Below are 12,993 nucleotides of genomic sequence, written 5' to 3'. Positions count from 1 at the left end.
CCCGGGGCGTCACCGCCCCGGGCCGCCGCCTCGTCCGGGCATCCCGGACGATCAGTGCGCAGACCTCGCAGACCTATGCGTCACGCGCCTCAGCGCTTGACGCGGACCCAGTCCCTGGCGCTGGAGGAGCCGTCGGCCTCGTCGTTGCCGGCGAAGACGACCTTCCAGTACCCGGACTTCGTCGCCTTGGTCTTGGTCCAGAACTTGCCGGAGCCGTTGGTCCAGGTGCTCTTCACGTACTTCCAGGAGCCGGTCTTCGTCTTGAACCACACGGTCACCTTCTGGTGGCCGTATCCGGCCCAGCGGCCGTCCCACGCCTGCAGCTTGCCCTTGAAGGAGAGGTACTTGCCGTACCGCACCGGCTCGGGGTAGGCGTCGAACGAGATCACGCGGGTGTCCAGCGAGGCCGGCGGCTCCACCGGAGGCCGGACGACCGTGACGTGGTCGTCCGCGTGCGAGCCGCGCACGCCGTCGCCGCCGGCGTACTCGGCCCGCCACCAGCCCGACGCGTTCGCGGTGACGTCGGCGGCGAACCTGCCGTCACGGCCGGTCCACGCCGAGGTCACATACCGCCAGGAGTAGGCGCCGTCCGCCTTGAACAGCAGGTTGACCTTGGCGCCCCGGACGGAGTCCCAGGAGTTCCAGGCGCCCGCCTCGACCTTGCCGCGCAGGCGCACCGTGGCGCCCGTGTCCACCTGCTCGGGGGAGGCGTCGAACCAGACGCGGGACGTCCGCGCCCGGTCCCGGACGTCGACGCGGTCGCTGTCGCTGACCGTGCCCTCCGTCTCGGCGGAGCCGGCGAACTCGGCCCGCCACCAACCGGACCGGTCCACGTTCTGCGCGACACGGAACCGGCCGTAGGCGTCGGTCGTCACCGTCCTGACCGTGCCGTACGAGCCGCCGACCGGCTTGAAGGAGATCTGGACGGCCTGCTTGTCGTAGGCCTTCCAGCTGCCGTCCTCCTTGTACTTCAGGGCGCCGCTCAGCCAGACCCGGCCGTCGCGGTCGACGACGTCGGGAGAGGCGGAGAAGTCCAGGTCCGTGATCCAGTGGACCGCGAACCCCTTGGTGGACTCGGCGGTGGCCCCGTCCTTGGTGGCCGTGGCGACGAGTTTCCAGGCGCCCGGCTCGTCGTTGAACGTGAACGTGTAGCTCGCGGTGTAGTTCGGTCCGCCGCTCACGGTCAGGGGGACGTTCTTGCCGCTGGGGTCCACGAGCCTGGCGGAGCCCGTGCCCTCGCCGGCGGTGAAGCCGAACGTCGCCGTCCGGCCCCCGCCGTCGCCGACGACGACGGGATCGGGTGACGCCTGGAGCGCGGTGGGGGCCGCCGGAGCCGCGGTCGCGTGGGCGGGCGAGGCGAGGAGCGCCACGCTGCCCAGCGCCAGCGCCGCGGCGACGGCACTGATGCGTTTCAACATCTCGGGTGAACCATCCTTCCCCGGTGGGTTGAACGCGGCTTTGAGGGTGCCACGTCATTCCTTTACCTGTAGACGGTCAAACCCGGTCGATGGTTGAGTAACAGTGCCGGTCTGTTATCGATCGGTGTCGTTCGGGCGGTTCCGACAACAAGACGTCAACATAGTCATCACTGTTGCGGACGTCGCACCCGTCCGGGCTACATAATCGGCCTTGTGCTCCGCGACACTGTTGAGACGCATTTCCTCGAGGCTGTGGGCGCTCTGACCCCCGGGCCGTCCATCGATCCCGCCCTGCCCGTACGGCCAGGCACCACCCTGACGGGCCGCCGGTGCAGGGAACTGTTCGAGGTCCAGCTCGGCAGCCGCCTCCTCGACGTCGCGGCGCGCGTCCTGCGCGAGCGGAACGAGGGCTTCTACACCATCGGCTCCGCCGGTCACGAGGGGAACGCGGCCGTGGCCGCCGCGCTGCGCCCGACCGACCCGGCGCTGCTGCACTACCGCTCGGGCGCGTTCTACCTCGAACGCTCCGCCCAGGCGGGCCGGCTGCCCGAGGAGGGCCTGCGCGACGTGCTGCTCGGGCTCAGCGCCTCCGTCGAGGAGCCCATCGCCGGAGGCAGGCACAAGGTCTTCGGCCACCCCGAGCTGGCGGTGATCCCGCAGACGTCCACAATCGCCAGCCACCTGCCGCGCGCGGTCGGCGTCGGCTTCGCGATCGACCGGGCGCGCGCCCTCGAGGCTCCGTCGAAGTGGCCCGCCGACGCCGTCGCCGTGTGCAGCTTCGGCGATGCCACGGTCAACCACGCCAGCGCGCTGAGCGGCCTGAACACCGCCGCCTACGGCGCGTACCGGGGGCTCCAGCTCCCCGTGCTGTTCGTCTGCGAGGACAACGGCATCGGCATCAGCGTGCGGACGCCGCAGGGCTGGGTCGAGGCGTCCCGGCACCCGCTGCTCGAATACTTCCACGCGGACGGATGCGACCTCGCCGAGGTCCACGACGTCGCCCGCGCCGCCGCCGACCACGTCCGCGCCACCCGCGCCCCCGCGTTCCTGCATATGAGCACCGTCCGCCTGATGGGGCACGCCGGCTCCGACGTCGAGATCGCGTACCGGACCCGCAAGGAGATCGCCGCCGACCTGGAGCGCGACCCCCTCCTCGGCACGGCCCGGCTGCTCGTGCAGGCCGGTCTCGCCGAGCCGGACGAGCTGATCGCGCGCTACGAGGCCGAGCGCGAGCACGTGCTCAAGCTCGCGATGGAGTGCACCCGGCGGCCCCGCCTCACCTCCGCGCGCGAGGTGATGGCCCCGCTCGCCCCCGCCGACCCGCCCACGGTGGCCGCCGAGGCCGCCCGCGCCGCGGACACCGGTGTACGGGAGCGGGTCTTCGGCGCCCTGCCCGAGCAGGAGGGCGGGCTCACGCTCGCCCAGGCGATCAACCGCACGCTCGCCGACGCGATGGCGCTCGACCCCGGCGTGCTGCTGTTCGGCGAGGACGTCGCGCGGAAGGGCGGCGTCTACGGGGTCAGCCGCGGCCTGCTGCGGAAGTTCGGCACGGAGCGGGTCTTCGACACGCTGCTGGACGAGCAGTCCATCCTCGGGCTGGCCCTCGGCTCGGGCGTCTCGGGCCTGCTGCCGGTGCCCGAGATCCAATACCTCGCCTACCTGCACAACGCGCTGGACCAGATCCGCGGCGAGGCGTCCTCGCTGCAGTTCTTCTCGGGCGGCGCCTACCGCAACCCGATGGTCGTCCGCGTGCCCGGCTTCGCGTACCAGAAGGGCTTCGGCGGCCACTTCCACAACGACAACTCGGTCGCCGCGCTGCGCGACATCCCCGGCGTGGTCGTCGCCTCGCCCGCGCGGCCGGACGACGCCGCGTCCATGCTGCGCACCTGCCTCGCCGCCGCGCGCGCCGACGGCCGGGTGTGCGTCTTCCTCGAACCGATCGCGCTCTACCACACCCGCGACCTGTTCGAGGAGGGCGACGGCGGCTGGCTCGCGCCGTACGTGCCGCCGGCCCGCTGGGCGGAGACGCACATCCCGATCGGCCGGGCCCGCTCCTACGGCGACGGCCGCGACCTGACCATCGTCACCTTCGGCAACGGGGTACGGATGAGCCTGCGGGCGGCGGTCCGGCTCACCGCGGAGGACGTGGGCTGCCGGGTGCTCGACCTGCGCTGGCTGTCGCCGCTCCCGGTGGAGGACCTGCTCCGCGCCGCCGAGCTGACCGGCAGGGTGCTGATCGCGGACGAGACCCGGCGCAGCGGCGGCGTGTCCGAGAGCGTCGTCACGGCGCTGGTCGACAACGGGTTCACCGGGCGGATCGCGCGGGTGACCTCGCAGGACAGCTTCATCCCGCTGGGCGCCGCCGCCGACACGGTGCTGCTGTCGGAGGCGGACATCGAGCTGGCCGCCCGCAAGTTCATCGCCTGACCGCGCGCCGTCCGGGTCAGGTCAGTACGGCCAGCGAGGCGACCGCCATGCCGTGCAGCAGCGGGGCCATGGCCTCCGGCGGGAGCTCGCCCGCGCTGCGCGGGGTCGAGTTGAGCAGTCCGAAGACGGCGTGGGTGGCGGCGCGCAGCCGCGCCGGGGGGCAGTCGGGATAGAGCTCGCTCAGCACCGTGACCCACTCCTCGACGTACAGCCGCTGGAGGCGGCGGACGCGGCGGCGGTCCGGCTCGGGCATGTTGTCCAGCTCACGCTCGTGCACCCGGATCAGCGCCGGGTTGGCCAGCGCGAAGTCGATGTGGCCGCGCAGCAGCGCGTCCAGCGCCGCCCGCGCGTACGCGCTGCCCGCCGGGGCGTCCGGCTCCGTCACCAGGCGGGCGCCCTGCTCGCGCAGCCGCTCGCTGATGTCGAGCAGGATCTCGCTGAGCAGGGCCTCCTTGCCGCTGAAGTGCCGGTAGATCGCGGGCCCGGAGACACCGACGGCCGAGCCGATGTCCTCGATGGACACCCCGTGGAACCCGCGCGCCGCGAACAGCTCCGCCGCCGCCTGGAGTATCTCGGCGCGCCTGTTGCGGGTAGGGGTACGGGGAGCCGTCATGCAACGCAATAGTAGACGAGCCGGTTAATGGTGACTAACATCGCCGGTGGTGTTAGCGACCATTAACTCGCCGGAGGTGGACGGCATGGAGCCGAACCCGTGGCCGGTGCTGCGCAGTGCCTGTGATCCGGGCGGTGAGCCGTACAAGCGGAACGCGGAGGCCGGCGAGCTGCTGGCCGCCGAGCTGCGGCAGCGGCTGGCCGTCGCCGCGGAGGGCGGCCCGCCGCGCTCCCGCGAGCGGCACATCGCCCGGGGCAAGCTGCTGCCCAGAGACCGGGTGGACACGCTGCTCGACCCGGGCGGCCGATTCCTGGAGCTGTCGCCGCTCGCGGCCGACGGCCTGTACGACGGGCAGGCGCCCGCCGCCGGCATCATCACCGGCATCGGCCGGGTGTCCGGCCGCGAGGTCGTCGTGGTGGCCAACGACGCCACGGTGAAGGGCGGCACGTACTACCCCCTCACCGTCAAGAAGCACCTGCGGGCGCAGGAGGTGGCCCTCGACAACCACCTGCCGTGCGTCTACCTGGTCGACTCGGGCGGCGCGTTCCTGCCCAAGCAGGACGAGGTGTTCCCCGACCGCGAGCACTTCGGGCGGATCTTCTACAACCAGGCCACCATGTCCGCGCGCGGCATCCCGCAGATCGCGGCCGTGCTCGGCTCGTGCACCGCCGGAGGCGCGTACGTCCCGGCGATGAGCGACGAGGCCGTGATCGTGCGGAACCAGGGCACGATCTTCCTGGGCGGGCCGCCGCTGGTGAAGGCGGCCACCGGCGAGACCGTGACCGCCGAGGAGCTCGGCGGCGGCGAGGTCCACGCCAGGACCAGCGGCGTGACCGACCACCTCGCCGAGGACGACGCCCACGCGCTGCGGATCGTCCGCGACATCGTGGCCACGCTGCCGCCGCGCGCCGCGCGGCCGTGGGAGACCATCCCGTCCGAGCCGCCCGCCTACGACCCGCGCGAGCTGTACGGCATCGTCCCGCAGGACACGCGGACGCCGTACGACGTGCGGGAGGTCATCGCGCGCGTCGTGGACGGCAGCCGGTTCCTGGAGTTCAAGGCGGAGTACGGCCCGACCCTGGTCACCGGGTTCGCCCGGCTGCACGGGCACCCGGTGGGGATCGTCGCCAACAACGGCATCCTCTTCTCGGAGTCGGCGCTGAAGGGCGCGCACTTCATCGAGCTGTGCGACCGGAGGTCGATCCCGCTGGTGTTCCTGCAGAACATCAGCGGCTTCATGGTCGGCCGGGCGTACGAGGCGGGCGGCATCGCCAAGCACGGAGCCAAGATGGTCACCGCCGTCGCCTGCGCGCGGGTGCCCAAGTTCACCGTGATCATCGGCGGCTCGTTCGGCGCGGGCAACTACGCCATGGCCGGGCGGGCGTACTCGCCGCGCTTCCTGTGGATGTGGCCGAACGCCCGCATCTCGGTCATGGGCGGCGAGCAGGCCGCGAACGTGCTGTCCACCGTCGGCAGCGCGGACCAGGACGCGATCCGCGCCCAGTACGAGCACCAGGGAAACCCGTACTACTCGACCGCCCGGCTGTGGGACGACGGGGTGATCGACCCCGTCGACACCCGTACCGTCCTCGGCCTGGCCCTGTCGGCGGCGGCTGGCGCCCCGCTCGACCCGGTCGGGTACGGCGTCTTCCGGATGTGAGCAACGTGATCGTGGAGAGGAGGTGACGGCGTGTTCGGATCCGTGCTGATCGCCAACCGTGGCGAGATCGCGGTCAGGATCATCCGCACGCTGCGGGCGATGGGCGTCCGTCCGGTCGCCGTGTACAGCGACGCCGACCGGGACGCCCGGCACGTCCGCGAGGCCGACCTGGCCGTCCGGCTTCCCGGCGGCTACCTCGACGTCGAGGGGGTCGTCGCGGCCGCGCTCCAGACGGGCGCGGAGGCCGTTCACCCGGGCTACGGGTTCCTCGCGGAGAGCGGGGCGTTCGCCCGGCGGTGCGCGGAGGCGGGCCTGGTCTTCGTCGGCCCCCCGCCGGAGGCGATCGAGGCGATGGGCGACAAGATCCGGGCCAAGGCCACCGTCGCGGCGGCCGGCGTGCCGGTGGTCCCGGGAGGCGCCGAGCCCGCGGACGACCTGGCCGAAGCGGCCCGCGCCATCGGCTTCCCCGTGCTGATCAAGCCGTCGGCGGGCGGCGGCGGCAAGGGCATGGTCCTGGTGCGGTCGGACGCCGAGCTGGCCGAGGCCATCGCCTCGGCCCGCCGTACGGCGCTGGCCGCGTTCGGGGACGGCACGCTGCTGGTCGAGCGGTTCGTCACCGACCCCCGGCACATCGAGATCCAGGTCATGGCGGACGCGCACGGGAACGTCGTCCACCTGGGCGAGCGTGAGTGCAGCCTGCAGCGGCGGCACCAGAAGATCGTCGAGGAGGCTCCCTCGCCGCTGCTCGACTCCGCGACGCGGGCCCGGATGGGCGCCGCCGCGGTGGAGGCGGCGCGCTCCGTCGGCTACGTCGGCGCGGGCACGGTCGAGTTCATCGTCCAGGGCTCGGGCTGGGGAGCGGACGGCTCCGGCGGCGCGGCCGGACCCGACGGGCCGCCGTACCACTTCATGGAGATGAACACGCGGCTCCAGGTCGAGCACCCGGTGACCGAGATGGTGACCGGCCTCGACCTCGTCGAGCTGCAGCTCCGGATCGCCGCGGGCGAGCCGCTGCCCTTCGGCCAGGACGACGTCCGCCTGACCGGCCACGCCGTCGAGGCCCGCGTGTACGCCGAGGACCCGGCGCGGGGCTTCCTGCCTTCCGGCGGGCGGGTGCTGGCGCTGCGCGAGCCCGGCGAGGGCCGTGCCGCACGGGTGGACTCGGGGCTGGCCGAGGGCACGGTCGTCGGCGGTAGCTACGACCCGATGCTGTCCAAGGTCGTCGCCTGGGCGCCCGACCGCGCGGGAGCGCTGCGGGCCCTCGACCGGGCGCTCGCCTCGACGGCGATCCTCGGGGTGACGACCAACATCGGCTTCCTGCGCGGGCTGGTCGCCCGGCCGGAGGTCGCCGCCGGACGCCTCGACACCGGGCTGGTCGAGCGCCTCCTCCGGGAGGAGGGGCCGGACGGCGGCCTGAGCGGGGCGCCGCTGCCGCCGGACGCGCTGGTGGCCGCCGCCCTGCTCTTCCACTCCCGGCAGGGCGCGGAAGGCGGCGCGGAGCACGGCGACCCCTGGGACGTCGCCGACGGCTGGCGGATCGGCGGGCGGGCGTGGACCGGCTACCGGCTGGAGTGCCAGGGCGACGTCATCGACGTACGGGTGCGCGGACTCGTCGGCGACGCGGAGGTGGATGTTAATGAGCATTCACATTCGGTGTCACTGCGCCGGTGCGGCGGGGACGAGATCTCGGTCACCCTCGACGGCGCGACGCTGCGGTACGTCGTCGCCTGGGACGAGGCGGCGCGCGGCGGCGGCGTCCTCTGGCTCGGCCGCGACGGCCTGGCCTGGCCGGTCGTCCGGCACGAGCTGGGCGACCCCGGCGACCGCGCCCGGAGCGGCGGCGCGGCCGACGGCGTGGTCCGCAGCCCGATGCCCGGCACCGTCCTGGTGATCAAGGCCGAGGTCGGCGACCGGGTGAGCGCGGGCCAGCCGCTCGTCGTGGTCGAGGCGATGAAGATGGAGCACTCGGTGCCCGCCCCGGTGGACGGCGTCGTCACCGAGCTGCCGGTCAGGATCGGCCAGTCCGTCGAGCTCGACGGCGTCCTGGCCCGGGTGGAGCCCGACGGGAGCGCGCCATGACGACAGCGGGATCGGCGGGATACGGGACGTACCGCCTGGACGGGCTGCCCGCCCGGGTCACCATCCACGAGGTGGGCCCGAGGGACGGCCTGCAGAACGAGGCCGCGATCGTCCCGGTCGAGGTCAAGGCGGAGTTCGTGACCCGGCTGGCCCGGGCGGGGCTCACGCGGATCGAGACGACCAGCTTCGTCCACCCGAAGTGGGTGCCGCAGCTCGCCGACGCGGCCGAGCTGCTCGACCGCCTGGAGCCCGCGCCCGGCGTGCGCTACCCCGTGCTCGTCCCCAACGAGCGCGGCCTGGACCGGGCCCTGGAACGCGGCGTGGCCGAGATCGCGATCTTCGGCAGCGCCACCGAGACGTTCGCCCGGCGGAACCTGAACCAGGGGCTGGAGTCGCAGTTCGCCATGTTCGCCCCCGTGGTCGAGCGCGCCCTGCGGCACGGCCTGAAGGTCCGGGCGTACCTGTCCATGTGCTTCGGCGACCCCTGGGAGGGCGCGGTCCCGGTCGAGCAGGTCGTGCGGGCCGGCGCCCGGCTCCTCGACCTCGGCTGCTTCGAGCTGTCGCTCGGCGACACGATCGGGGTCGGCACCCCCGGCCACGTCGCGGCGTTGCTCGACGGCTTCGCGGCGGCCGGGGTGGGACCCGACCGGCTCGCCGTCCACTTCCACGACACGTACGGCCAGGCCCTGGCGAACACGCTCACCGCGCTCACCAAGGGCGTCACCGTGGTGGACGCCTCGGCGGGCGGCCTCGGCGGCTGCCCGTACGCGGAGAGCGCCACGGGCAACCTCGCCACCGAGGACCTGGTCTGGATGCTGGACGGCCTCGGCGTGGAGACGGGCGTGGACCTCATGTCCCTGGTGGAGACAAGCGTGTGGCTGGCGGACCGGCTCGGCCGTCCGAGCGCGTCCCGGGTCGTCCGGGCGCTCGGACCGGCCGACGCCGGCGGAAGCGATTGAACAGAGGCGAGGAGGAGCGCGAGATGATCGACGTTGAGCACGGTGAGTACGCGGAGTTGCGCGAGTCGGTGGCGCGGTTCGCCCGCGAGGTGGTCGCCCCCGTGATCGGGGACTACTACGAGCGGTGCGAGTTCCCCTACGACATCGTCGCCAAGATGGGCGCGATGGGGTTGTTCGGGCTGCCCATCCCGGAGGAGTACGGCGGCATGGGCGGCGACTACTTCGCCCTGTGCGTCGCGCTGGAGGAGCTGGGCCGGGTGGACTCCTCGGTCGCCGTCACGCTGGAGGCCGCGGTGTCGCTGGGCGCGATGCCGATCCTGCGCTTCGGGACGGAGGAGCAGAAGGCCCACTGGCTGCCGCGGCTGGCCACGGGTGAGATGCTCGGCGCGTTCGGGCTGACCGAGCCCGGCGGCGGCTCCGACGTACCCGGTGGGATGCGCACGACGGCCACCCTGGAGGGCGGCGAGTGGGTGATCAACGGGACGAAGGCGTTCATCACGAACTCGGGCACCGACATCACCGGCGTGGTCGGCGTCGCCGCCGTCACCGGACGGCGTGAGCGCGACGGGAAGACCGTGCCGGAGATCAGCACCATTCTGGTCCCGGCCGGGACGCCCGGGTTCACGGTGTCGAAGAAGTACTCCAAGGTCGGCTGGTCGGCCAGCGACACCCGCGAGCTGTCCTTCGACGACTGCCGGGTTCCCGAGGAGAACCTCCTGGGCGAGCGCGGCCGGGGATACGCCCAGTTCCTGCAGACGCTCGACGAGGGCCGGGTGGCGATCGCCGCGCTGTCCGTCGGTCTCGCCCAGGGCTGCGTGGACGAGTCGCTGCGCTACGCCTCGGAGCGGGTCGCGTTCGGCCGGACGATCGACCGCTACCAGGCCATCCAGTTCAAGATCGCTGACATGGAGGTGCGTGCGCACACCGCGCGGCTCGCCTACCATCACGCGGCCGAGCGGATGCTGGCGGGCCTGCCGTTCAAGAAGGAGGCGGCGATCGCCAAGCTGGTCTCCTCGAACGCGGCGATGGACAACGCCCGGGACGCCACCCAGATCTTCGGCGGGTACGGCTTCATGAACGAGTACCCGGTGGGCCGCTTCTACCGGGACGCCAAGATCCTGGAGATCGGCGAGGGCACCAGCGAGGTCCAGCGGATGCTCATCGCCCGCGAGCTCGGCGTCCCCGGATCCTGACCCGGGTCCCTGGGCGTGGCGCGGGCTGAGGTCCGTAGGCGCTGCGGCGGGGGCTGCTCCTCCGCGCCACGCTCTCCCGCCGTACCCCGAATGGCGGGGCTCGGGCGTCGGGCGTCGGGGGTGCCAGGTACTTAATTAATCCTTAGAAAAGGGGGCGCGGAGCCGGATTTTGCCTGGTGGTACTGGTTGGGTGAGAGACCCGACCTGACCCGAGGAAGGCAGCATCGTGGACCAGAACCTCACCCGCCGTCACGCTCTGAGCACGGCCGCTCTCGCGGGAGTGGGCGCGGCTGTCGCGGCCTGCTCGTCCAGTACTGAAACGTCCGCTCGAAACGTCCCTCCCGCGGGCACGCATGCCGCGGGCGGGGAGACCGCGGATGGGAAGGCCACGGCCGGGGAGGCGGCGGGGGAGAAGCCCGCCGCGGCCGGGGCGCTGGCCAAGAAGTCCGATATCCCGGTCGGCGGCGGTGTGATCGTCAAGGCGGAGAAGGTCGTGGTCGTCCAGCCGGAGGCGGGCACCTTCAAGGCGTACCGCGCCATCTGCACGCACGAGGGCTGCCCGGTGAAGCGGGTCAGGGACGGCCTCATCGTCTGTCCCTGCCACAACTCGACGTTCTCCATCGCGGACGGCTCCCCGCAGAAGGGGCCGGCCAAGAAGGCCCTCGCCGAGGTCCACATCTCGTCCGAGGGTGACACCATCACCCTGGCCTGAGGCACCCTGGCCTGCGGCGCCCTCACCAGACACGTCGCGCCCGGGGTGGTTCTCTCGCCGCGTGGCCCGCGCCTGCCCGGTTCCCGCACCAGGGCCCGGGCGGGCCTGCGACACGCCGCGACCGTGGGATTTAATTGGGCGATGGACGTATTCGCCCCGGTAAATCTAGAGTCCTACCCATGACGTCTGGTGATCTCCGGATCCGGAAGGCGGAGAAGAGCGACGCGGACGAGATTTTCGCGCTCGCCCGCGAGTTCGCGCTGTCGTTCCGTCCGGAACGCGCCGCCTTCGACGCGGCGCTGCCGCAGCTCCTCCAGAACGAGGACGCGCAGCTCTTGGTCGCCACCGTGGACGGGACGGTCCGCGGGTACCTCCTCGGCTTCACGCATCTCACGCTCTTCGCCAACGGGCGGGTCGGCTGGGTCGAGGAGGCGATCATCGAGCGGAACTTCCGCCGCCACGGCATCGGGCGGCGGCTCCTCGAGGAGTTCGAGGGCTGGGCGCGCTCGCGGGACGCCGGATACATGGCGCTCGCCACCCGCCGCGCCGCCGGCTTCTTCAGCGCGCTCGGCTTCGACGTCTCGGCCACGTACTACCGGAAGATGCTCACGCCGCCCGCGCGGTCCTGACGCGCGGACCCTGGGAGCCCCGCTCCGGCCGCACGCTTCGTCGGCGTCGGCCGCGCGTCCGTGCGCGAGGTGGTCGGCGACCGAGTGGACGTGTCAGCCGAGGACGAGCGGCAGCTTCGCGGCCAGCTCACCGAGTTCGGCCTTCTCCGCGTCGCTCGGCGCCCGGCGCCCGGCGCCCGGCGCCGAGGAGCAGGGGCGGCGGAAAGGGCGTCAGGACGTAAGCTGGGCGTCCAGGCGGTAGCCGTCCACGGTCACGTAGACCGAGTCGCCCGGCCGCGCGTTCAGCCGCATCAGCACGGGCTGGAGCGAGTCGAAGACCGGCTGCTGGTCGCGCCAGACCAGCACCACGGCGTTGTCGCCGGGACCGGTGACCGACAGCAGCGTGCCCGGGCGCATGCCGAGCTGGGCGGCGTACCCCTCGGGAACGGCGACCGGCTCGCCGCGCAGGTGCCCGCTGGTCACGTCGATGCGCTGCCAGCGACGCGGGTCGGAGGACGGACTGGTCGGCGTGCTGCGCGGGCTCGGCACCAGGTGCGGGCGCGGTGCGGCGGTGCCGGTGAGCGCGTTGAGCGCGGCCAGGGCGGTCGCCGGATCGGGTCCGTTGCCGGCCTGCGAGGGGACCGGGACGCCGTTCCGCTGCTGGTGCCCGTTCGCGCCGGGGGTACGGCGGGGCAGCGGCTTGGGCTCGCTCGGCGCGGCGGTCGCGGGCCGCTGCTCGGGACGCGGCTGCTCCTTGGGCAGCGAGTCCAGCCACGCCTTGGCCGAGTGCGGACGGATGCCGAGCTGGCCGAGCAGCTCGACCACGTCGGTGTCGGCGGGCTTGCCGGCGAGGAGCTGGCGGGTCTTGTCGCGCAGGCCGCCGACGTCACCGACGACGAGCCAGCCCTCCTGGAGGCGGCGGTCGGGCATGAGCGTGACGAGCACTCGCCACAGCGGCGTCCCCAGCGCGGGGACCTCCGCCGGGTGGGAGGGGTCGGCGGCGATGAGCTGCTCCTGCGTCGCGGCGGTGCCCAGCCACTCGGTGAGGCCGAACAGGTGGCCGGTCAGCGCGGCGGAGTCGGGGGAGCGCAGCCACATCAGGACCCGTTCCTCCGCGGCCCGCTGGGCCTGGGAGAGGATCTCGCGGTCCACGTTGAGGCGGTGGGCGAGCGCGCGCAGGCTGACCGGTTCGGCCGCGAACAGCCGCTCGGCGGCGACGGCCTTGGAGAGCGGGTCCCAGTCCCGGAAGAGGTGCTCCACGAGGCCGACCATGGGGTACTCGCTCGGCGCGGGCGTGGCGGGAGCCGCGGCCGCGGGCCGGGCC

Annotated in this window: 9 protein-coding genes and 1 pseudogene; 7 read left to right on the top strand and 3 right to left on the bottom strand. The window is 73.0% G+C overall.

Translation table 11 applies throughout. The features are described 5' to 3' along the window. Window positions 1-89: 89 nt before the first annotated feature. A complete protein-coding gene (locus tag AWQ71_RS35370) occupies window positions 90-1,418 on the bottom strand; it encodes a hypothetical protein (RefSeq protein ID WP_067142263.1) in 1,329 nt (442 codons plus the stop codon). Window positions 1,419-1,670: 252 nt separating this feature from the next. Here AWQ71_RS35370 and AWQ71_RS35365 point away from each other — a divergent pair, with 252 nt between their 5' ends. Continuing rightward, the gene (locus AWQ71_RS35365; RefSeq protein ID WP_169806703.1) at window positions 1,671-3,845 is read left to right on the top strand and encodes a thiamine pyrophosphate-dependent enzyme; all 2,175 of its coding nucleotides are present in this window, start codon (window positions 1,671-1,673) and stop codon (window positions 3,843-3,845) included. A gap of 16 nt (window positions 3,846-3,861) precedes the next feature. Here AWQ71_RS35365 and AWQ71_RS35360 read toward each other — a convergent pair whose 3' ends face one another. Next, a complete protein-coding gene (locus AWQ71_RS35360) occupies window positions 3,862-4,458 on the bottom strand; it encodes an SACE_7040 family transcriptional regulator (RefSeq protein WP_066938827.1) in 597 nt (198 codons plus the stop codon). An 85-nt stretch (window positions 4,459-4,543) separates the two neighbouring features. Between AWQ71_RS35360 and AWQ71_RS35355 the strand changes: the two genes are divergently transcribed. The 6 genes from AWQ71_RS35355 (at window position 4,544) to AWQ71_RS35330 (ending at window position 11,690) form a co-directional block, all read left to right on the top strand. Then, the gene (locus AWQ71_RS35355) at window positions 4,544-6,118 is read left to right on the top strand and encodes a carboxyl transferase domain-containing protein (RefSeq protein WP_067142258.1); all 1,575 of its coding nucleotides are present in this window, start codon (window positions 4,544-4,546) and stop codon (window positions 6,116-6,118) included. A 30-nt stretch (window positions 6,119-6,148) separates the two neighbouring features. Then, window positions 6,149-8,197, top strand: a complete 2,049-nt coding sequence (locus tag AWQ71_RS35350) for an acetyl/propionyl/methylcrotonyl-CoA carboxylase subunit alpha (protein ID WP_067142255.1) — start codon at window positions 6,149-6,151, stop codon at window positions 8,195-8,197. After that, entirely contained in the window at window positions 8,194-9,156 is a 963-nt protein-coding gene (locus tag AWQ71_RS35345) for a hydroxymethylglutaryl-CoA lyase (protein WP_067142252.1), read from the top strand. The genes AWQ71_RS35350 and AWQ71_RS35345 overlap by 4 nt, the downstream gene beginning before the upstream one ends. Window positions 9,157-9,179: 23 nt before the next feature. Next, entirely contained in the window at window positions 9,180-10,349 is a 1,170-nt protein-coding gene (locus AWQ71_RS35340; RefSeq protein WP_067142396.1) for an acyl-CoA dehydrogenase family protein, read from the top strand. Window positions 10,350-10,575: 226 nt separating this feature from the next. After that, window positions 10,576-11,061, top strand: a complete 486-nt coding sequence (locus tag AWQ71_RS35335) for a Rieske (2Fe-2S) protein (protein ID WP_245658808.1) — start codon at window positions 10,576-10,578, stop codon at window positions 11,059-11,061. A 179-nt stretch (window positions 11,062-11,240) separates the two neighbouring features. Continuing rightward, window positions 11,241-11,690 (top strand): GNAT family N-acetyltransferase, encoded by a 450-nt coding sequence (locus tag AWQ71_RS35330; RefSeq protein WP_067142246.1) that lies wholly within the window; start codon window positions 11,241-11,243, stop codon window positions 11,688-11,690. 210 nt (window positions 11,691-11,900) lie between these two features. On the opposite strand, the pseudogene AWQ71_RS42905 reads toward AWQ71_RS35330, so the two are convergent. Next, window positions 11,901-12,993 (bottom strand): annotated as a pseudogene (locus AWQ71_RS42905) (hypothetical protein); the annotation flags it as partial.

Origin of the sequence: Microtetraspora malaysiensis, assembly GCF_001528665.1 — a bacterium.
GTDB lineage: Bacteria > Actinomycetota > Actinomycetes > Streptosporangiales > Streptosporangiaceae > Microtetraspora_A > Microtetraspora_A malaysiensis.
This window is presented reverse-complemented; position numbering and strand designations above follow the sequence as displayed.

Excerpts from the sequence above, each read along its gene's own strand:
- AWQ71_RS35340 (WP_067142396.1), top strand. The coding sequence starts at position 9,180 with ATGATCGACGTTGAGCACGGTGAGTACGCGGAGTTGCGCGAGTCGGTG.
- AWQ71_RS35330 (WP_067142246.1), top strand. The coding sequence starts at position 11,241 with ATGACGTCTGGTGATCTCCGGATCCGGAAGGCGGAGAAGAGCGACGCG.
- AWQ71_RS35360 (WP_066938827.1), bottom strand. The coding sequence starts at position 4,458 with ATGACGGCTCCCCGTACCCCTACCCGCAACAGGCGCGCCGAGATACTC.
- AWQ71_RS35345 (WP_067142252.1), top strand. The coding sequence starts at position 8,194 with ATGACGACAGCGGGATCGGCGGGATACGGGACGTACCGCCTGGACGGG.
- AWQ71_RS35370 (WP_067142263.1), bottom strand. The coding sequence starts at position 1,418 with ATGTTGAAACGCATCAGTGCCGTCGCCGCGGCGCTGGCGCTGGGCAGC.
- AWQ71_RS35355 (WP_067142258.1), top strand. The coding sequence starts at position 4,544 with ATGGAGCCGAACCCGTGGCCGGTGCTGCGCAGTGCCTGTGATCCGGGC.